The following is a 20,140-nucleotide window of genomic DNA, read 5'->3' on the forward strand; positions in this document are numbered from 1 at the left end:
CGTCAGCGAGCCCGAGCCTGGATCATGCGCAACCCCCAACCAGTGACATAGGTTCCATCCGGTTGTTCCAGAGTGCTGATTGACGTGCTTAAGCGTTCCTTCAATTGCACTCTGGCCGCCGGGGTCAACCGGTCGATGTCGTAGGTCTCGCTGAGTGATTGCCAGAGTTCGGCGAAGTCTGGCTGCCAGGACACGTCGATATCTTCCAAGGTCACGGCATCAAAATCCTTGTTGAATAACTCCAGCCAACCGGTTTCAGTGCGCATGCGTGGATCACCCATCGGCAAATGCGCCAGGGCATCTTGCGCGGCTACTTCGCGAAACACCTGCGAATAGGCTTCTCCCACTGGCCCCATGAGAAAACCGCGACCGACGATGACGACAACGTTACCTTCCTTGTGGAGCACTCGGTGTATTTCGCTGAGCCCCCGTTCTATGTCGTCCATCAACATCAGCGCGAGATGCGAGACGACGACGTCGACACTGGCGGTGGTGATTGACAACGCCTGGGCGCGCTCCTTGAGTAAGCGAACATCGTTCGGCAGCTTCGAACGGGCCATATCCAATTCAGTTTGGCTCATGTCCACACCGATCAGGTGCAGGCGGCCGGGGCGAAGCTCGTCGAGTAGATTGAGCAAGTAACCGTTACCGCAGGCCAGATCAAGTACGGTCAAGGGGGAAGACGAGGAGGGGAGTGTTGCGGCCAGTGCCGCGTAAGACGATTCATACCGGTCGCTGCGCAAGTGGGCAAATGCTGCGCTGGTGGTGCCAGGTCGGCGTTGGTGGAAGTCCTCAAAGAAACGTTCCGCAGGGGACGGGGAGTACATGGCGGCTTCATCCAGATGACGAAAAAATGCAGAGCGTCAGTGGAGCACCCGTGGCGTCAATGCACAATCGAGTTGGGGGGCAAATGCCCCAGACGTTCAGTCAGGCGAATCCGCTGGATCGGGTCATCACTGAGCAGCAGTGCATGCTCCAGGTCGAAGCGCTCGGCATTCGGGCAGTCCAGCCGTTGATAGAGGCTGGCCCGGGCCAGGTAATCGGCAGCGTTCGCGTTGCCCAGTTCCAGCACGCGTTCAGCGTCGATCAAGGCGCCGATGCAGTCATCGTGGGAAAGGTGCAGCTGGCGCAGGTTGCGTGACAGCCGTTGCAGCATCTGCACCGGGTCGGCGGTCAGCATATGCTCGGCGTTGAGTAGCATGTTCGGGCCGTACTGGCGTTGCAGCAATTCACGGCAATCGTTGGGGTACAAGCGGCGGCCACCGCACGGGTCCAGCAGATGATCGGCGCCCGGAACCCGCAGCAGGAAATGGCCGGGGAAATTGACCCCGACCAAAGGGATCTCCAGGCGTTTGGCCAACTCCAGTGCGATCAGCCCCAAGGACAACGGCTGGCCGCGCCTGAGTTCCAGCACTTTGTTGAGCAGGGCGACCTGCGGGCGCAACGGGGTGAAGTCGTCCTGGGCGAACCCCAGGTCATTCATGCGCCGCAACAGCGGCTGGGCCAGTTCGCTCACCGGCAGCATCGGCAAGCCATAGCTCACCCGCTGTTGCAGGTCCTGGAATTCGGCCAGTACTTTTTCGGGATTCACCTCTTTGTCGTGCTCGGCCGCCATCCACAGCGCAGCCTCGAACAGCGCGGGCGGTGATCGTTGCAGGCAATCAAAAAAACGTTGGCGCGGCGTCATCAAAATCTCCGGGCAATGCCTCGTTTTAGCCCCGTCGCCGGCATTCGTCCAGTACCGCACACATGCGGTAGCAGGTTATGCCCGAAAGCCTGCAATGCGGCGCCGCTTATTCCGGTGCGCTTCTGCAAATTTTGGGCGCAAGCCTATACTGGCGACTACAAGAAGTGATTCGGGAGCCCGACGATGTTCGCTCTCATGCAAAGCACTCGCCTTGAATCGCTGCATCTGAGCGTCGACCCGGTCACCGGGTTGAAGGCGGTCATTGCCATTCATAACAGCCGCCTGGGGCCTGCCCTGGGGGGATGTCGTTACCTTGCCTATCCCAGCGACGAATCTGCGGTCGAGGATGCAATTCGCCTGGCGCAGGGCATGAGTTACAAAGCCGCACTGGCCGGCCTGGCCCAAGGCGGCGGGGTGGCGGTGATTGTTCGACCGGTGCATGTGGAAAACCGCGCGGCGCTGTTCGAAGCCTTCGGCCGCTGCATCAATCAGCTCGACGGGCGCTACATTACCGCGATCGACAGCGGCACCTCGGTGGCGGACATGGATTGCATCGCCCAACAGACCCAACACGTCACCAGCACCACCTCGGCCGGCGACCCCGCGCCCCACGCAGCGATGGGCGTGTTCACTGGCATCCGTGCCACCGCCATGGCCCGTCTGGGGAGCGACAACCTCGAAGGCCTGCGAGTGGCCATCCAGGGCCTGGGCAACGTCGGTTATGCCTTGGCCGAACAGCTGCACGCCGCCGGTGCGGAACTGCTGGTCAGCGACATCGATCATGGCAAAGTGCAATTGGCGATGGAGCAACTGGGGGCTCACCCGATCGCCAATGACGCGTTGCTCAGTACGCCGTGCGACATTCTCGCGCCCTGCGGCCTGGGCGGTGTGCTCAACAGCCACAGCGTGACGCAATTGCGCTGCTCGGCGGTGGCCGGTTCTGCTAACAATCAGCTGACCCATCTGGACGTTGCCGATCAACTGGAGCGGCGGGGCATTTTGTATGCGCCGGACTACGTGATCAATTCCGGCGGGCTGATCTACGTGTCGCTCAAGCACCGTGGCGAAGAGCTCACGACCATTACCGCGCACCTGTCGAAAATCGCCTCTCGACTGACTGAAGTCTTCGCCCATGCCCAGGCGGAAAAACGCTCTCCGGCACGGGTGGCGGACGAGTTGGCGGAGAAAGTGCTGTACCGCTGAGCCACTCCTTTACGGCAGACATGAAAAAGGCCCTGAGCCATTCGACTCAGGGCCTATTCAATTCGGGCGTTGTTTACTTCGGTGTCTTGGCGGCTTTGGCTGGCTTGGTCGGCTCAGCGGCTTCACCCTCTTCGACCGGTTCAACCTTTTCAACCACTTCAACCGGCGCATTCAGCAGTTCGGACAACGCATCCGGCTGGCTCTTGAATGCCTTGGCGAACACATCGCGATTCTTCGCCATGTAGATCCCGGCTTCTTCCACTTGCTGTTCGGTCAGGGACGGAACGGCTTTCTGCAACACTTCAGCCAGCAATTCAGCCAGTTCGAGCATTTTGTCATGACGGTCAGCTTCGGCTTTATCCATGAACAAGCGCTCCAGATCTCGGCTGCTGCGGTATACCACTTCGACGGCCATTCACCACCTCACATGCCTTCACATTAGTTGTCTGTTTCGACTACTGTATTTATATACAGCGAAAAGGATAAGCGAATCCCTGCGCTTTGGGTAGTGGCTTTTTAATGTAGACCGAAATCAGCATTTGTCAGTTAAACCGTGTTGCTCCATTCGCGGGCAAGCCTCGCTCCTACAGGTTGATGTGATCTGTAGGAGCGAGGCTTGCCCGCGAAGGGGCCCGTCGAGACACCAGAGAAGTGTCCCGTGGCAGCCCATCGCCATCTCACCCAACAGCCTCTGGCCTTTTTTCTGCATGCAGAACAACCGTCACGTCAAACCCGCATCATCCGCTCGAACCGAGCTAAGGAAGAATCATCGTGAAAATCAACTGGGCCGAGAACCTGCGGCAGAACGTGCATCAATTGGCAGAGTCCCTGGGCAATCTGTTTGTCGAGACCTTCCATTACCTGGCGCTGTTCGCCATCGGTGCAGTGACCGCGTGGGCGGCGGTGATGGAATTTCTGGGGATGATCGAAGAAGGGGACATCAAGATCGATGACATCTTGCTGCTGTTCATCTACCTGGAACTGGGTGCGATGGTCGGGATTTACTTCAAGACCAACCACATGCCGGTGCGTTTCCTGATCTATGTGGCGATCACGGCGCTGACGCGACTGCTGATCTCCAACGTCTCGCACCATAATCCGCCGGACCTGGGCATCATTTACCTGTGCGGCGGAATTCTGCTGCTGGCGTTTGCAATTCTGGTGGTGCGTTACGCTTCGTCGCAATTCCCATCGGTGAAGATCGAACACCCGCAACGCAAGACCGGTGCGGGTTCCGGTGAGCATCCCGAAGTCGAGAAGGGCGAGATTTAAAGGCCCATGGTCGGCCGGGGCCGGGCTTTGACCCGGGGTGGCGGCTGGTTGCGATTGTCGCCATCGGTCATGGCTTCGAGGATGGCCACGGCGCTGTGGCCCTGTTCGATGGCAATGCCGAACTGAATGCTTTGCACCAGGCGCTTGAGGCGCTTGGGGTCATTGCGCTGTTCTGCGCTGATCATCCGCTTGGCAACCACGTGGCCGCTGTTGGAGAGGGTCAGCATGATGCTGCCGTCCAGACCCTGAATGCTCAGGTTGATCTGATAATCCGCTGCAAAGGCATCGGTAATGAGCTGAAAAGGATTGTCCATGATGCGTCACCGCCTGATTGAACGTGCAGTAGTTGACTGGCCATGATCGGGTTGGTTCGCAGTACCAGACCATCGGCCATTCCATAGCCATATCGCCATCATCGCTTGCTTCTTTGAGGAGCAACATTGGGTAGCCCCTATAGGGATATAGCAAGGGCCATGCCGGAAAAATTGTCGAACAATAGACACGGCAAAAAAGAGACGGGCACTGTAGTCCGCCTCCTTTTTGTCTGCCCGATTCAGGGCATGAATGAATAGATGATCGCAGACAGTGCAACCAAGCCGATCAACACCACGAACACGTTCGAAGCTTGCCCGGAGTACTGGCGCAAGGCCGGCACGCGGCGGATGGCGTACATCGGCATCAGGAACAACAGGCACGCAATGATCGGCCCGCCGAGGGTTTCGATCATGCCGAGGATGCTCGGGTTGAAGGTCGCTACGGCCCAGCAACTGAGGATCATGAACAGCGCAGTGACGCGGTTCAGCCAGCTTGCCGACATCACCCGGCCACGGCCGCGCAGGCTTTTCACGATCAGGCCCTGAAAGCCTTCACTGGCACCGATGTAATGGCCGAGGAAGGATTTGGTGATAGCCACCAGCGCAATCAGCGGCGCGGCATAAGCGATGACCGGGGTCTGGAAGTGGTTGGCCAGGTACGACAGGATCGAGATGTTCTGCGCCTTCGCCGCCGCCAGGTCAGCCGGGGACAGTGCCAGCACGCAGCTGAAGCAGAAGAACATCACCGTCACCACCATCATCGCGTGGGCAATGGCGAGGATGCCGCTGCTCTTGCGCTCGGCGTGCTCGCCGTACCGCTGTTTCTGGTCAACGGCGAACGCGGAAATGATCGGCGAATGGTTGAACGAAAACACCATGACCGGGATCGCCAGCCATAAGGTTTTGAAGAACAGCGGCAGCGGCATGCCTTCGCTGGCGGTGGCAAAAAAAGCGCCGTTCCAGTTCGGGATCAGGCTGACACCGAGCAGCAGTAACGCCGCGACGAACGGATAAACCAGCACGCTCATGCATTTGACGATGACGCCCTGGCCGCAACGCACGATCGCCATCAGACCGAGAATCAACACCAGCGACAGAATCGCTCGCGGTGGCGGGGCGATGTGCAACTGATGCTCCATGAAGCTGCTCAAGGTGTTGGTCAGCGCCACGCTGTACACCAGCAAAATCGGGAAGATCGCGAAGAAATACAGCAGCGTGATCAACTTGCCGGCGCCGATGCCGAAGTGTTCCTCCACCACTTCGGTGATGTCCCCGGAACGGCCGGACAGCACGAAGCGGGTCAGGCCTCGGTGAGCGAAGTAGGTCATCGGAAATGCCAGCACTGCCAGGATCAGCAGCGGCCAGAAACCACCCACGCCGGCGTTGATCGGCAGGAACAGCGTGCCGGCGCCGATGGCCGTGCCGTAGAGGCCGAGCATCCAGGTGGTGTCGTGTTTGCTCCAGCCCTTGTGGGTTATTTCGCTATTGCGTGTCAGGTCTACAGCAGGATTATCGGCAGCAGGTGTACGTACATCGGTCATCGTTTGGCCTCGTTATTGTTCTTGCTCGGGCTCACGTGTTGCAGACGGTCAGGGAGTGCTCCTCAGCACTCCACCCAGCTCACCGCCAGGCCGCCCCGTGAAGTCTCTTTGTATTTGTCATGCATGTCGGCGCCGGTATCGCGCATGGTGCGGATCACCCGGTCCAGGGAAATGAAGTGTTTGCCGTCGCCGCGCAGGGCCATTTGCGTGGCATTGATGGCCTTCACCGCCGCGATGGCGTTGCGCTCGATGCACGGCACTTGCACCAGGCCACCGACCGGGTCGCAGGTCAGGCCGAGGTTGTGTTCCAGGCCGATTTCGGCGGCGTTTTCCAGTTGCTCGGGCGTGGCGCCGAGCACGTCGGCCAGACCGGCGGCGGCCATGGCGCAGGCGGAGCCGACTTCACCCTGGCAGCCGACTTCGGCACCGGAGATGGACGCGTTTTTCTTGCAGAGTATTCCTACGGCAGCCGCGCCCAAAAAGAACGCGACAACGTCATCGTCCGACGCGTCCGGGTTGAATTTCATGTAGTAGTGCAGCACCGCCGGAATGATCCCCGCCGCGCCGTTGGTCGGTGCCGTCACCATGCGCCCGCCCGCTGCGTTTTCTTCGTTCACGGCGAGGGCGAACAGGTTCACCCACTCCATGGCCGACAGCGTCGAGGTGATGACATTCGGTTTGCCGATTTCCAGCAGGCTACGGTGCAATTTCGCCGCGCGGCGAGGAACATTCAGACCGCCGGGCAAGATGCCCTCGTGACGCAGGCCTTGCTCGACGCACTCACGCATCACCGACCAGATATGCAGCAAGCCCTGACGGATTTCAGCTTCGCTGCGCCAGGCCAGTTCGTTGGCCATCATCAAATCGGAAACGCGCAGACCGTGCAGGTTACAGAGCTTGAGCAATTCGGCGGCGCTGGAGAAATCGTAGGGCAGCACCACGTCGCTGGCCGGCGCGATACCCGACTCGGCTTCCGCCGCTTCGATGATGAAGCCGCCGCCGATCGAGTAGTAAGTTTGCTCCGACAACTCACCGGTTTCGCCAAAGGCTGTCAGAGACATGGCGTTAGGGTGGTAAGGCAGGCTCTCGTCGAGCAGCAGGAGATCGCGTTGCCAGTTGAAGGCGATGGTCTTGTGGCCGGCCAGAGACAGTTCACCAGTTTCGCGCAAGGTCTGGATTCGGCTGTCGATGCTGGTCGGATCGATGCTGTCCGGCCATTCGCCCATCAGGCCCATGACGCAGGCGCGGTCGGTCGCGTGGCCGACGCCGGTGGCCGAAAGGGAGCCGTACAGACGAATTTCTACCCGACGGACGGCGTCGAGCAAATCCTGGTCAATCAGTGCCTGGGCGAAGGTCGCTGCGGCGCGCATCGGGCCGACGGTATGGGAACTGGATGGACCGATGCCGACTTTGAAGAGATCGAAAACACTGATAGCCATGCTAAAGCCTATACAAGCAATGGGAGAGAAATCGCTGCCATTTTTGTAGGACAAGCGCAATGTCGGCGATACTGCCTACCTCGGTCCTACGTGACCAACGAAACTTCCTAAGACAGCCTTTAGCAGGACTAAACAATGAGTCGCCAATTGCACGCCCAGACTTACGTCTGGCTGCACGTGTTTTCCTGTGCCGCTCGGCACTTGTCGTTCACCCGATGCGCCGAAGAGCTGCACATCACGCCGGGTGCGGTCAGTCAGCAGATCCGCCAACTGGAAGAGCGTTTGGGTTTTCGACTGTTCCACCGTCGTGCACGCGGCGTGGAATTGAGCGCCGAGGGCCAGCGACTGGCCATCACGGTCAACGAGGCTTACGGCAGCATCGACGCAGAATTGCGACGACTGGACGCCGGAATGATCAGCGGGATTTTGCGGGTGCGTTCGATTCCATCGTTCTTGAGCAAGTGGCTGACCCCGCGCCTGCCACGCTTGCAGCAGCGCTTTCCGGACATTCAATTGCGCCTGGTGGCTGAGGACAGCAGCGTGCCCTTGCACGAAGGCGACTTCGACTTGGCGATCGACCTGAATGACGGCAGTTATCCCGGACTGTTATCCACAACCCTGCTCGACGAGCAGATCTTCCCTGTCTGCGCCCCGAGCCTGCTGCGCGGCCGACCGCCGCTGCACGGCCCGGCGGACCTGGTGCATTTTGCGTTGCTGCACGACATCACCGCCTGGCGCGGCAGTTACGAGTACGCCGAATGGGAGTTCTACCTCAATGCCATCGGCTTCGAAGGCGCGGACGTGCGGCGCGGGCATACCTTCAATCGCAATCACCTGACCATCGAAGCGGCGATTGCCGGCATGGGCGTGGCGATTGCGCGGCGCACGTTGCTGAATGACGAGTTGGAGCGGGGGACGTTGATTGTGCCGTTCGGCCTGGCGGTGCCCAATCACAAGCGTTATGTGTTGCTCTATGCGCCAGGGGCGCTGAGCCATCCGGGCGTGCGCGCGGTGCATGACTGGCTGGTAGAAGAGGCGGGGATTTTCCGGAGTCTGCACCCACTGGCGGAGCGGCAGATGTGAGCAATTGTGACTAAAGAGAGGGGCGACCCAACTCCCGACCTTAACAGCGCTTTTACCGGTTGTCCGGCTTTTTTTGCGAATCCATATTTATCTTTTTTTAGGGGTTGAAATGTTCTGCGCGCAGACCGATTGTGTAAGTAAGAGGTCACGGTGATGACGCCCAAGGGCCAGCCGATGCGCCTCTCGCGAGCTAGCTGAAATAAGGGATGAACTATGCAAATCCAAGTCAACAGCGATAACCATATTCAAAGCAGCATCCGACTGGAGGAGTGGGTACGTACTACCATTGAGAGCACGCTCGAACGTTATGAAGAGGACCTGACACGCGTCGAGGTTCATCTGCGGGACGAGAATGGCGACAAGCCAGGTCCCCATGACATGCGCTGCCAACTGGAAGCGCGACCAAAAGGCCACCAACCGATTTCTGTCACTCATAAAGCCGACACCCTTGAGCAAGCGATCGACGGTGCGGCCACCAAACTTGAACACGCGCTGGATCACCTGTTTGGCAAACTGCGGGGCAAACCACGTGCCGCTGTTGTGCCGTTTGAACGAGGCGCACATGCTGATGTGCTGCTGGAAGAAGAGTTTCTCGAGAACGAACAGGCTGCACAAAACGGCTGAAGCCTGATTCACTTTTTACCTTCCCACTGAAAACGGGCCTGCTGATGCAGGCCCGTTCTTGTTTGTGGTGTTCACCGAATCCGCTGGCTCCATGATTACCTGTGGCGAGGGAGCTTGCTCCCGCTGGGCAGCGGAGCAGTCCCAAAACCTGCAACCGAGTTTTATCAGGCAAACCGTCTCAGCCGGTTTGCGAATGCTTCGCAGCCGAGCGGGAGCAAGCTCCCTCGCCACAGGGGCTGCGACAAACTCAAGTGATGTCGACAGTAATCAGAAAGCCACGGATGTCTGTACATAAACCGTCCGCGGCTCGCCCACGTACTTGCCCTTGTTGTTGTCATCAAACGACCGGGTGTAATACCGGTGGTTGAAGATGTTTTTCACCCCCACCGCCACATTCAAATCCGACAACTTCGGCCCGAAGTCATACGCCGCGCGGCTGCTGAACAGCATGTACCCGGGAATCTTGCCGGTGCTGCCATCAGCGCTTTCGGTCGAGGTGTTGGCGTTGTCGGCAAACTGGTCGCTCTGGTAGCTGCTGTCCAGGTTCAACTTCCAGGCCCCTTCGGTGTAACCCACCCCGATGTTGCCTTTGTGTTTCGAGGAGAACGGCACACGATTGCCCTTGTTCGGTCCGTCTTCGCGGATGGTCGCATCCACAAAGGCATACGTGGCGTAGACATCGAAGCCGGCCAGCGACGGGCTCAAGTCATCCAGCGAATAATTGATGCTGCTTTCGATCCCTTGATGACGCGTCTCGCCGCGAGCGATTACCGAGTCATTGGTCTGATTACTTTCGTACTGGTTGTCGAAGTTGATCAGGAACGCGCCGATTTCCGCTCGTAACGCACCGTTGTCGTAACGGGTACCCAACTCCCAGGTCCGTGCCTTTTCCGGTTTGACTTCGCCGCTGGTCACCCGGTTCGGCATCTGGCTGTATTGCACGCTGCCGAACGAGCCTTCGGTATTGGCGTAGAGATTCCAGGTGTCAGTCACGTGATAGAGCACGTTCAATGCCGGCAGCGCGGTGTTGTAGTCGCCCTTGTACTTCACGTTCGTCAGGTTATTGGTCTGCTGCGAGTCGATCATCTCGTAGCGAATGCCCGGCGTGAGTGTCCATTTGCCGATGTCGATCCGGTCGTCGACAAAGAATGCATTGGCTTCGGTGCCGCCACGGGTGTCGCGGTCATTGCGGCTGTTGGTGGTCGGGAAGGTGTTGTTGGCGATCGGCTCGCGGTAGCGCAGTTCGTGGCCGGCTTCGTTGATGTAGCGATAGCCGACGCCGACTTCATGGCTGGTCGGGCCGAGGTCGAAGCCTTGGGCGAAACGGGTTTCCAGGCCGCGCACCCAATACTCGCGTGGTGACAGCGACAGGAACGTGCCCTGGTCCAGATAACCGCTGCGCAGGGTTTTGGTGAAGAAGGTGTTGGCCGTGAATTCGCGACGGTCTTCCTGATAGCGATAGCCGAAGTTGAACATTGTCCGGCGGCCCCAGAACTGATCTTTCGGGCGGGTCGACTGGTACGGGTCGGCGTCGTAATCGGCAACGTTCAGGCCGCCGGGCATGTCGGCCTTGCCTTCGTAATACTGAGCCATCGCGTTGAAGCTGTTGGCGTCATCGAGCTGATATTTGCCCTTGAGAATCAGGTCGTCGATTTCGGTATCGCTGTGTTCCCGCCAGTCGCCACCACGGGTGCCGGAATACAACAGCGCGCCGCCCAGGCCGTTGTCGGCGGTGCCGCCGGCCAGTAAGTTGCCGGTGGTTTTGAAACCGTCGTGGCTGGAAGACGGGCTGGTTTCGGTCTGGAAACCACCTTTCACGGTCGGCTCGTCGGGAATCGCGCGGGTCACGAAGTTGACCACGCCGCCGACGTTCTGCGGGCCGTAACGCACCGCGCCGCCGCCGCGGACCACGTCCACCGCGTCCATGTTGCCGATGCTCACCGGGGCGAATGACAGTTGCGGCTGGCCATAAGGTGCGAAGGGCACCGGGATACCGTCCATCAATACGGTCGAGCGGGACGCCAGGCGTGGGTTGAGGCCACGAATACCGAAGTTCAGCGCCATGTCATGGCTGCCGGTGCCGTTGTTGTCCGGCGCGTTCACCCCAGGGATGCGGTTGAGCACGTCCTTGGCCTGGGTCGCGCCCTGGCGCTCGAACTCCTCGCGGCGGATCACATCACGTGCGCCGGGGTGCTCGAAGACGTTGATTGGCGCCGCCTCGCCGAGCCAGTCGCCGACTACCTTCGAGGTGTCCAGCTCCAGCGCGGTGTCGCCCGCCGGTTGCAGGCTGAAGGCATTGTCGCCCTCGGCGCGCGCTTGCAGGCCGGTGCCTTCGAGCAAAGCGTCCAAGCCCTGCGACGGGGTGAAGTTGCCTTCCAGGCCACGACTCTGCACACCGCGGGTGACTTGCGAGCCAAAGGTAATCAACACGCCGGCTTCACGGCCGAACTGGTTGAGGGCGTTTTCCAGGGACGACGGTGCGATGTGGTACGGCTTGGCGTCGGTGGCGTGTGCGAGCGGCAGCGCGCCGAAGCTCAGGCTGGCGCCCAGCAAGAGTTGGCGCACGGTGCGGGCCAGCGGGGTGAGGCGGGTGGGGTGCATGGAGGACAGTCCTGAGAAGGTGGAATCAAGGGAGCTTTCCTTCTCTGTCACGCCAGATCTGAAAAACGGCTCACGCTGGATGAAAACTCTTTTGCTGGGCTGACACTGGCTGGCTTTTTGTGGCGAGGGAGCTTGCTCCCGCTCGGCTGCGCAGCAGTCGTAAATTTGGGGCCGCTTCGCAGCCCAGCGGGAGCAAGCTCCCTCGCCACAGGTAAGGTGTCTCGCTCCAGGATTACGCCTTCGCTTCGACGGTCACCCAATACCGCGTAAAGCGCCTTACCTTCACCGGCAAACTGATTTCCAGCAGATCAAGAATCCGCTCGCTGTCGTCCAGCGGGTACGTCCCGGAGATCAACAAATCCGCCACCTTCGCATCGCAATTAAGCTGCCCGCGACGATAACGGCCGAGCTCGTCGAGAAAGTCGCCGAGGCGCATGTGGGCGGCCACCAGCATGCCGTCGGCCCAGGCGCCGCTGTCGGCGTCCAGCGGCAGCGGTTTACCCACGCCACGCGGGCCGAAACCCAGTTGCCGGGCGGCGGGCAACACCAGCGGTTTGCCGCCGTCCGGGTTCAACTCGACGCTGCCCTCGAACACGGCCACCTGGGTGCGATCAGCAAACTGTCGGACGTTCAATCGCCCACCTTGCGTCGTCAACACACCCTGCGCGGTCTGCACCTGAAACGCCTGGCTGGCGGTCAACAGCAGTTCGCCCTCCAGCAAACGGATCAGCCGCTGCTGACCCTCTACCCGCACATCCGCCGAACTCGCGGTGTTGAGCTGCAACTGATTGCCTGCGCCGAGCGCCACCTTGCGCCGCTGGCCGATGGGGCTGCGGTAATCAGCAAGCAACGGCGGCAGCATGTTTTGCTCGCGCATGCCCCACGTGACTGCAGAACCTGCGCCGAGAATCAGCAGCAGTTTCAGCGTCTGACGTCGGCTGCCGGACTTCGGCGCATTGAGCGCCGCGTGGGCCAGCGGAGAGGACAAACCGCGAAGCCGCTGATTGACCCGCTGGATATGCTCCCACGCCCGTTGATGTTCACTGTGCGCATCGTGCCATTGTTGCCAGGCGTGCTGCTGGCGCGGGTTCAGCGGGCCTTGCTGCATTTCCATCAGCCAGTGCACGGCCTGTTCGGCGACCTGGGAAGAAAAGTCCGGAGTGCCGTTCATCGTGCGAAGTAGCAGCGCATGGCTGCTTTGCTCAAATGGCGTTTGACTGTGGCAATGGAAATGCCCAGTTCGGCCGCGATCTGTGGATAAGTCAGTCCATCGACCTGCGCGAGCAAAAAGGCGCGCTTGACCCGGCGTGGTAAACCGTCCAGCAACTGGTCCAGCTCCATCAGGGTTTGCAGGATGATTGCCCGTTCTTCCTCGGACGGCGCGTACACCTCGGGCATTTGCGCCAGTGCTTCGGCGTAGGCGCGTTCCAGATCCTGACGACGGTAATGGTTGAACAGCACGCGTTTGGCGATCGTGGTGAGGAACGCTCTCGGTTCGATGATCTGCGGTGTTTCCCGGGCCGTGAGTACACGAATGAACGTGTCCTGGGCCAGGTCCGCCGCGCTGTCCGGGCAGCCAAGCCTGCGCCGCAACCAACCGGTGAGCCAATTGTGGTGGGCGTGATAGAGGACTTCGACGGGATTGGCGGGCTGCAACAGAACCACTCCGACACAAACGGATACGTTAGAGAACAAGAATTGTTCGCATTGTAGAGGTGTGCAGCGCCCCCGGCAATCGGATCTGTTTTGCGTATGAGAATATTTATCATTAGTATTGCGCGCTTGCTGGCCCGTGATCTTCACGCGGCCTCACCCGGTTTCAAGGTCGAAACATGAAAGGCAAAATCAGCACGCTCTCCGTTTCTTATCGATTGGCCGTCACTTCACGGGTGCTGGCTGCGGTGGTGGGCGGCTATATCGTCGCGGCGCTGGCCAGCGTCAGCCTGAGCTTATGGTTGCCGATGGCCCGCGCCGAAGCGGTGGTGACCGGGATGATGACCTCGTTTCTGGTCTATCTGGTGGCGGTGCTCTGGTGTTTTGCCTGTCGCAGCGCGTGGCAGGCCTGGTTCGGGTTGATCGTTCCTGGCCTTGTGCTGGCGGCGGTGTCAGGGTTGGCGTATTGGATGGGCCACGCATGAAAGAGGGATTTCGTCAGGCGATGGCCTGGTTGCACACCTGGGCCGGGTTGACCTTCGGCTGGTTGCTGTTCGCGATTTTCCTGACCGGCACGCTCGCCTATTTCAAGGACGAGATCAGTCACTGGATGCAGCCCGAGATACCGGCGCGCGCGGTGACCTCCGAAGCCAGTCTGACCCTGGCGCAAGACTACCTCCAGCAACACGCCGCGGGTGCCTCGCGCTGGCTGATCGACTTGCCGAGCGCCCGGGAACCGGGCCTGTCGGTGCGTTGGCAACAGACCCCGGCCAAACCCGGCGAGCGCGGGCAATTCACCGAGAAACTGCTCGACGCGCAAACCGGCCGCGAAGTGCAGGGCCGCGAATCCATGGGCGGCGACTTCTTCTATCGTTTCCACTTCCAGCTGCAAATGCCCTATCCGTGGGGCCGCTGGTTGTCGACCATCGCAGCCATGGTGATGTTCATCGGCCTGATCACCGGGATTATCACCCACAAGAAAATCTTCAAGGACTTCTTCACCTTCCGCCCGCGCAAAGGCCAGCGGTCCTGGCTGGACGGGCACAACGTGGTGGGCGTTCTGGTGTTGCCGTTCCACCTGATGATCACTTACAGCAGCTTGGTGATTTTCATGGCGATGGTGATGCCGGCGAGCATCCTGGCCTCGTACAAAGGCGATCCCCGCGCGTTTTACGCGGAGGTGTTTCCGGCCTCCAGCACACCCGAGCTTGCCGGCACACCGGCTGAACTGGCACCGATGGCGCCGCTGTTGGAGCGGGCGCGCGCGCAGTGGTCGGGCGGCCGGGTGGAACGGCTGACGGTGAACAATCCGGGGGATGCGAATGCCTCGATTGTCGTCTCGAGGGATGACGCCGACCGAGTGATTTATGACGCCAGCAGCGCGGTGACCTTCAACGGCGTGACCAGCCAACAACTCAGCGCCACGCCGCAGCAACCGGTGCCGATGGCCATCGCCGGCAGTTTCTATGGCTTGCACATGGGGCATTTCGCGAGCCCCGTGCTGCGCTGGCTGTACTTCATTTGCGGTTTGGCGAGTACGGCAATGATCGGCACCGGGCTGGTGATCTGGCTCGGCAAACGTCAGCTCAAACATGTCAAAAGCGGTGTGATGCCCTTCGAGTTGCGGCTGGTGGAAGTGCTGAACATTGCCAGCATGTCCGGGCTGGTGGTCGCGGTGGCGGCGTTCTTCTGGGCCAATCGGCTGCTGCCGGTCGAGATGGCCACCCGGGCTGATTGGGAAGTGAACAGCTTTTTCATCGTCTGGGGCTTGAGCGTGGTTCACGCAGTGTTCCGCCGTGGTCGCCCGGCGTGGGTCGAGCAATTGGCGTTGGCCGCAGTGCTGTTCTGCGGCGTGCCGCTCTTGAACGCGCTGACCACGCCGTACCACTTGGGCGTGACGCTGGCTCAAGGCGACTGGACGCTCGCCGGGTTCGATTTGACGTGCCTGGGTAGTGGCCTGTTCCTGGCCTGGGCTGCCTGGAAAATGCAGCGCGCCGGGCAGACCGTTCGCGTCGCCAAAGAGCGTGCCCGACCGATCGCGCTTGAGCAGAAGGTGAACTGAATGTTGTTGGCTTTGCTGCTGTGCTACGGCGGTTTCACCGCGCTGTGTTTATCGATGGATCGGCATCACGCCGAACTGCTGGGGCGCAAGTCGTCGGCCCGGCGGCGTAAAACGTTCAAGCTGAGCGGCTGGTTGCTGCTGGCGGTTTCTTTATGGGCGGCGGTGGCGAAAACCGGTTGGGGGCTCGGGTTGGTGGAGTGGTTTGCGGTGTTGATGCTCAGCGCCTTGCTGCTGGTGTTGTTGATGCCGTATCGCCCGCGCCTGGCCTTGGCGTTGGCCGGGTTGAGCCTGCTCGCCAGCCCCGTCGCCGTGTTTGCGCAGTGATGATCACCAATCCCCCGGAATCGCGCGACGAAGAACATCGCGGCGCCCGTGCGCATTTCCTTCAGGTGTTCCTGTCCCAGCGTTCGCAGATGGAAGCGCTGGTGAGCCGGCGTGTCGGCTGCCGAGCGACCGCCGCCGATCTGGTGCAGGACTTGTTCCTGCGTTTCTGGCGGCGTCCGCTGGTGCAGGTCGAGGAACTCAGCACTTACCTGCTGCGTTGCGCCGGCAACATTGCCATCGACCATCTGCGCAGCGAAGGCACGCGGGTGCGGGTCAACGAAGGCTGGATGCCGGATCAACCGGACAGTCAGGGCAGCGAACCACAAGCGGCGCTGGAGGCGGGCAACGACCTGCGGCACGTCGAAGCGGCGTTGCGCGCGTTGCCGGAACGTACCCGGCAAATCTTTCTGCTCAACCGCATCCACGGCCGCAAATATGCGGAGATCGCCAAGGCCATGGGCCTGTCCCAAAGCGCCGTGGAAAAACATATGATGCGCGCCCTCGATGCCTGCAAGGCCAGCCTGCAGGAACCGCCAACGCGCACGCCAGGGAAAGCACCTTGAATCCAATCGACCGCGTCACCCCGACGCCCGCCCAAGAGCAGGCTGCGCTCGCCTGGCTGAGCCTGTTGCACGACCAACCGAGCAGCGGCGATCAACTCACTTTCAGCCGCTGGCTCCAGGCCGATCCCGCCCACGCCGAGGCTTACGCCCAGGCGCAAGTGCTGTGGGAACTGAGCGAAGTGCCAGCGCGAACCCTGGCCGATGAAGACGCTTTCGCCTTGCAGGGTTACCTCAATGCGATGAACCGATCCCGACGTACCAGCGTGCGGCGCTGGTCTGGCGCGCTGGCCATGGCCGCGTGCCTGGTGCTGATGATCGGCCTCGGTGCGGGTTGGCAGCCGACGCGCTGGATCGATGATCTGGGGGCGGACTATGTGTCTGCGCCGGGGGAAATTCGCACCGTGACGCTGGCCGATCAGTCGCAAGTGACGCTGGATGCCGACAGCGCCATCGCTGTGGATTTCAGTCGCGGCGAGCGCCACGTTCAGCTACGTCGCGGTGCCGGATTCTTCAGCGTGACCCACACGGGCGATCCGTTTGTGGTCGATGCTGAAAAGGGTCAGGCGCGGGTGCTCGGCACGCAGTTCGAAGTGCGATTGCAGCCCCATGGTGCGCAGGTCACGGTGCTGTCCGGACGGGTCGGCGTGACAGCGGACAAGTACGCCGAGCAGCAGATTCTGACCGCTGGCCAGCAAGTGGCCTATGGCGAAGGTTCGGTGCAAAAGCTGCGTGTGGTCGACGGCGAAGCGCAGTTGGCCTGGCGTCAGGGTTGGCTCAATTACTACAAGGCGACGCTGGCCGATGTGGTGCAGGATCTGGGGCGTTACTACCCAGGGCGGATAGTGCTGCTCAACGATGAACTGGCGGCGCGGCGGGTCAGTGGCAGTTTTCCGAGCAAGGATCCGCAGGCGGTGTTGAGTTCGTTGCAGGGTGTTTTGGGGTTTGAGCAGACCAGCGTTTTGGGACATCTCATTATCTTGCGTTGAAGCCACTGGCGCTTTCGCGAGCAAGCCCGCTCCCACAAGGGAATGCATTCCAAATTGTGGGAATGAGCCTGCTCGCGATGGGGCCAGTTCAAACACCACCTCTCCCACAAGGGAATGCATTCCAAATGTGGGAGCGGGCTTGCTCGCGAAGGCGTCCGATCAGGCGATACATAATCCCAATGAAATTATTTTCAGATTTTTGATGAGGTAAACCCAACCCTCATCCGTGTAGTGACTGAAACTGCGAGTCATTCGCATCCCGTAGGTTCTACACAGGTCATTGAGCAATGAAGTCCAGGGCAAAACCGGGTTCGGTCAAACAGTGGTTGGGTGTTTCTGCACTGAGTATGTCGGCGTTGGCCTTGCTGCCATCGAGCGTCGCATCGGCCGCTGAGGCGGGCAACACGCAGCAGCGCACGCAGTTCAGTTTCGCCATCGCTGCCAAGCCGCTGCCCCAGGCCTTGAGCGACTTCAGCCGCGTCACCGGCATCAGCGTGGTCTACACCGATGAAGCGCCCTACGGCCTCACTGCCCCGGCGATCAATGGCCAGTTGAGCGCCGAGCAGGCCTTGCAGCGTTTGCTCAGCGGTTCGGGCTTCACTTTCCGCCGTAGCGATGCTCACACCTTGGTGCTTGAACCGCTGCCCAGTGCCGGCACGTTGAATCTGGGCACGACCACCATCAACTCGGTGGCCGGTCAGTCCATGAGCTATCAGCCGCCGCCCACCAGCTCGGTGATGCGCTCGTCGGCCTTGCTCCAGGAAATCCCGCAGACCGTCAACGTCATCCCCGCCCAGGTCATTCGCGATCAGGCACCGCGCAATCTGGATGACGCGCTGGCCAACGTCAGCGGCATCACCCAGGGCAACACGCTGGCGAGCACTCAGGATTCGGTGATGACCCGCGGTTTCGGCGACAACCGCAACGGATCGATCATGCGCGACGGCATGCCGATCGTGCAGGGTCGAGGCATGAATGCGACCGTGGACCGAGTCGAAGTGCTCAAGGGCCCGGCCTCGTTGCTTTACGGCATCCAGGACCCGGGTGGCGTGGTCAATATGGTCAGCAAGAAACCCGAACTTGAGCAATACAACGCCCTGACGCTGCGCGGTTCGACCTACGGCGACGGCAAAAACGGCAGCGGCGGCGGCCTCGACAGCACCGGCGCACTCGGTGATTCCGGCTTCGCTTACCGCATGGTGCTGGACCACGAAGACGAAGATTACTGGCGCAACTTCGGCACCCACCGCGAGACGCTGGTGGCGCCGTCACTGGCCTGGTTCGGCGAAAGCACCCAGCTGTTGTTCTCCTACGAACACCGCGAGTTCCTCACCCCGTTCGACCGCGGCACGATCATCGATCCGCGCACCAACCACCCATTGGACATCTCGCGCAATGAACGCCTGGACGAGCCGTTCAACAACATGGAAGGCCGCTCGGACCTTTACCACTTCGAAGCCGATCACGAGCTCAACGACAACTGGAACGCCCATTTCGGCTACAGCTGGAACCGTGAAACCTACGACGCCAGCCAGGTGCGCGTCACCGCCATCGACACCCGACGCGGCACGTTGACCCGCAGCATGGACGGCACCCAGAACGCTATCAGCACCGACCGTTTCACCACCGCCAGCCTCGAAGGCAAGGTGAACGTGTTGGGCCTGCAACATGACCTGGTGTTCGGCGTCGATGACGAGTACCGCAAGATCTACCGCGAAGACCTGATCCGCCAGAAAAGCCTGAGCACCTTCAGCTACGTCAACCCGGTCTATGGCCGCGAAGTCGCCGGCACCACGGTCAGCCCGGCGGACAGCGCGCAGACCGATGAGCTGCGCAGCGATTCGATCTTCCTGCAGGACTCGATCCACCTCACCGATCAATGGATTTTCGTCGCGGGCGCACGCTTTCAGGAATACGACCAGTACGCCGGCAAAGGCGTGCCGTTCCAGGCCAACACCGACAGCAACGGTCAGAAATGGGTGCCGCGCGCCGGTCTGGTCTATCGCTTCACCGACGAGCTGTCGTTCTACGGCAGCTACACCGAGTCGTTCAAACCCAACTCGACCATTGCACCGTTGAGCGGCAGCAGCACCGTGCTCGACGGCAGCGTCGCGCCGGAAGAAGCCAAGTCCTGGGAAATCGGGGCCAAGCTTGATATGCCAGGGCGCGTGACTGGCAACGTCGCGCTGTTCGACATCAAGAAACGCAACGTACTGGTGGCCAACTCCGAAGGCCCGGTGACGATTTACAGCGCCGCCGGTGAAGTACGTTCCCGTGGTCTGGAAGTGGATTTGAGCGGTCAGCTCAGCGACCGTTGGAGCATGATCGGCAGCTATGCCTACACCGACGCCGAAGTCACTGAAGACCCGACCTACAAGGGCAAAAAACTGCAAAACGTCGCGAAGAACAGTGGCTCGCTGTCGGCGGTCTACGACTTCGGCACCATTGTGGGCGGCGATCAATTGCGGGTCGGCGCGGGTGCGCGTTATGTCGGCGAGCGGGCGGGTAACGCCGTCAACGATTTCGACCTGCCGAGCTACACCGTGGCCGATGCGTTCGCGACCTACGACACCAAGGTTGAAGGGCAGAAGGTCAAGTTTCAGCTCAACGTGAAGAACCTGTTTGACCGCACCTACTACACCTCGGCGGCGAGCCGGTTCTTTGTGTCGATGGGGGATTCGCGGCAGATTTCGCTGTCCAGTACGTTGGAGTTCTGACGAAAAACCGCGTCATCGTTCTTCGCGGGCAAGCCTCGCTCCTACACGTTTTACGTTGTCCTTGTAGGAGC

At 60.7% G+C, this 20,140-nt stretch carries 18 protein-coding genes and 1 pseudogene; 10 read left to right on the forward strand and 9 right to left on the reverse strand.

Features of this window, described 5'->3' with window-relative positions:
* Positions 1–2 precede the first annotated feature (2 nt).
* Together ACA051_RS04740 and ACA051_RS04745 are read right to left on the reverse strand one after the other, a co-directional pair.
* Entirely contained in the window at positions 3–827 is an 825-nt protein-coding gene (locus tag ACA051_RS04740) for a class I SAM-dependent methyltransferase (protein ID WP_497373691.1), read from the reverse strand.
* A 56-nt stretch (positions 828–883) separates the two neighbouring features.
* On the reverse strand, positions 884–1,687 hold the full coding sequence (locus ACA051_RS04745) for a SirB1 family protein (RefSeq protein ID WP_497373693.1): 804 nt from the start codon (positions 1,685–1,687) through the stop codon (positions 884–886).
* Positions 1,688–1,870: 183 nt separating this feature from the next.
* Between ACA051_RS04745 and ACA051_RS04750 the strand changes: the two genes are divergently transcribed.
* A complete protein-coding gene (locus ACA051_RS04750) occupies positions 1,871–2,890 on the forward strand; it encodes a Glu/Leu/Phe/Val dehydrogenase family protein (RefSeq protein WP_109628037.1) in 1,020 nt (339 codons plus the stop codon).
* Between the two features lie 175 nt (positions 2,891–3,065).
* On the opposite strand, the pseudogene ACA051_RS04755 reads toward ACA051_RS04750, so the two are convergent.
* Positions 3,066–3,305: pseudogene (locus ACA051_RS04755) on the reverse strand (YebG family protein); the annotation flags it as partial.
* Positions 3,306–3,661: 356 nt separating this feature from the next.
* Here ACA051_RS04755 and ACA051_RS04760 point away from each other — a divergent pair.
* A complete protein-coding gene (locus ACA051_RS04760; RefSeq protein WP_403101274.1) occupies positions 3,662–4,162 on the forward strand; it encodes a phosphate-starvation-inducible protein PsiE in 501 nt (166 codons plus the stop codon).
* On the opposite strand, the gene ACA051_RS04765 is transcribed toward ACA051_RS04760, so the two are convergent.
* The 3 genes from ACA051_RS04765 to ACA051_RS04775 all read right to left on the reverse strand — a co-directional run bounded on the left by ACA051_RS04765 (position 4,159) and on the right by ACA051_RS04775 (position 7,456).
* Entirely contained in the window at positions 4,159–4,476 is a 318-nt protein-coding gene (locus ACA051_RS04765; RefSeq protein WP_497373695.1) for a DUF3509 domain-containing protein, read from the reverse strand. The genes ACA051_RS04760 and ACA051_RS04765 overlap by 4 nt on opposite strands.
* A 239-nt stretch (positions 4,477–4,715) precedes the next feature.
* Positions 4,716–6,017, reverse strand: a complete 1,302-nt coding sequence (locus ACA051_RS04770; protein WP_497308141.1) for an HAAAP family serine/threonine permease — start codon at positions 6,015–6,017, stop codon at positions 4,716–4,718.
* Positions 6,018–6,079: 62 nt separating this feature from the next.
* Entirely contained in the window at positions 6,080–7,456 is a 1,377-nt protein-coding gene (locus ACA051_RS04775; protein WP_497373697.1) for an L-serine ammonia-lyase, read from the reverse strand.
* A gap of 135 nt (positions 7,457–7,591) precedes the next feature.
* Here ACA051_RS04775 and ACA051_RS04780 point away from each other — a divergent pair, with 135 nt between their 5' ends.
* The gene (locus ACA051_RS04780; protein WP_497308144.1) at positions 7,592–8,539 is read left to right on the forward strand and encodes a LysR substrate-binding domain-containing protein; all 948 of its coding nucleotides are present in this window, start codon (positions 7,592–7,594) and stop codon (positions 8,537–8,539) included.
* Between the two features lie 213 nt (positions 8,540–8,752).
* Entirely contained in the window at positions 8,753–9,163 is a 411-nt protein-coding gene (locus ACA051_RS04785; protein WP_149418217.1) for an HPF/RaiA family ribosome-associated protein, read from the forward strand.
* 267 nt (positions 9,164–9,430) lie between these two features.
* On the opposite strand, the gene fecA is transcribed toward ACA051_RS04785, so the two are convergent.
* The 3 genes from fecA to ACA051_RS04800 all read right to left on the reverse strand — a co-directional run bounded on the left by fecA (position 9,431) and on the right by ACA051_RS04800 (position 13,420).
* Entirely contained in the window at positions 9,431–11,764 is a 2,334-nt protein-coding gene (fecA, locus tag ACA051_RS04790; protein ID WP_497373699.1) for a TonB-dependent Fe(3+) dicitrate receptor FecA, read from the reverse strand.
* Positions 11,765–11,996: 232 nt separating this feature from the next.
* The gene (locus ACA051_RS04795) at positions 11,997–12,935 is read right to left on the reverse strand and encodes a FecR domain-containing protein (protein WP_497373701.1); all 939 of its coding nucleotides are present in this window, start codon (positions 12,933–12,935) and stop codon (positions 11,997–11,999) included.
* The gene (locus ACA051_RS04800) at positions 12,932–13,420 is read right to left on the reverse strand and encodes a sigma-70 family RNA polymerase sigma factor (RefSeq protein ID WP_497308150.1); all 489 of its coding nucleotides are present in this window, start codon (positions 13,418–13,420) and stop codon (positions 12,932–12,934) included. The genes ACA051_RS04795 and ACA051_RS04800 overlap by 4 nt, the downstream gene beginning before the upstream one ends.
* Before the next feature lie 176 nt (positions 13,421–13,596).
* On the opposite strand from ACA051_RS04800, the gene ACA051_RS04805 reads away from it, so the two are divergent.
* The 6 genes from ACA051_RS04805 to ACA051_RS04830 all read left to right on the forward strand — a co-directional run bounded on the left by ACA051_RS04805 (position 13,597) and on the right by ACA051_RS04830 (position 20,069).
* Positions 13,597–13,902 carry a DUF3649 domain-containing protein gene (locus ACA051_RS04805; RefSeq protein ID WP_497373703.1) on the forward strand — a complete coding sequence of 102 codons (306 nt, stop codon included), beginning with the start codon at positions 13,597–13,599 and terminating at the stop codon, positions 13,900–13,902.
* Positions 13,899–15,479 (forward strand): PepSY-associated TM helix domain-containing protein, encoded by a 1,581-nt coding sequence (locus ACA051_RS04810; RefSeq protein ID WP_497373705.1) that lies wholly within the window; start codon positions 13,899–13,901, stop codon positions 15,477–15,479. Before ACA051_RS04805 ends, ACA051_RS04810 begins: the two co-directional genes overlap by 4 nt.
* Complete coding sequence (locus tag ACA051_RS04815; protein WP_094469034.1) at positions 15,480–15,803, forward strand: DUF3325 domain-containing protein; 324 nt, start codon at positions 15,480–15,482, stop codon at positions 15,801–15,803.
* Positions 15,803–16,366, forward strand: coding sequence for an RNA polymerase sigma factor (locus tag ACA051_RS04820; RefSeq protein WP_497308157.1), 564 nt, complete (start codon positions 15,803–15,805; stop codon positions 16,364–16,366). Before ACA051_RS04815 ends, ACA051_RS04820 begins: the two co-directional genes overlap by 1 nt.
* On the forward strand, positions 16,363–17,352 hold the full coding sequence (locus ACA051_RS04825) for a FecR family protein (protein ID WP_497373707.1): 990 nt from the start codon (positions 16,363–16,365) through the stop codon (positions 17,350–17,352). The genes ACA051_RS04820 and ACA051_RS04825 overlap by 4 nt, the downstream gene beginning before the upstream one ends.
* 287 nt (positions 17,353–17,639) lie before the next feature.
* Positions 17,640–20,069, forward strand: a complete 2,430-nt coding sequence (locus ACA051_RS04830; protein WP_497373709.1) for a TonB-dependent siderophore receptor — start codon at positions 17,640–17,642, stop codon at positions 20,067–20,069.
* Positions 20,070–20,140: the final 71 nt, after the last annotated feature.

Source organism: Pseudomonas sp. LBUM1669, assembly GCF_059695705.1.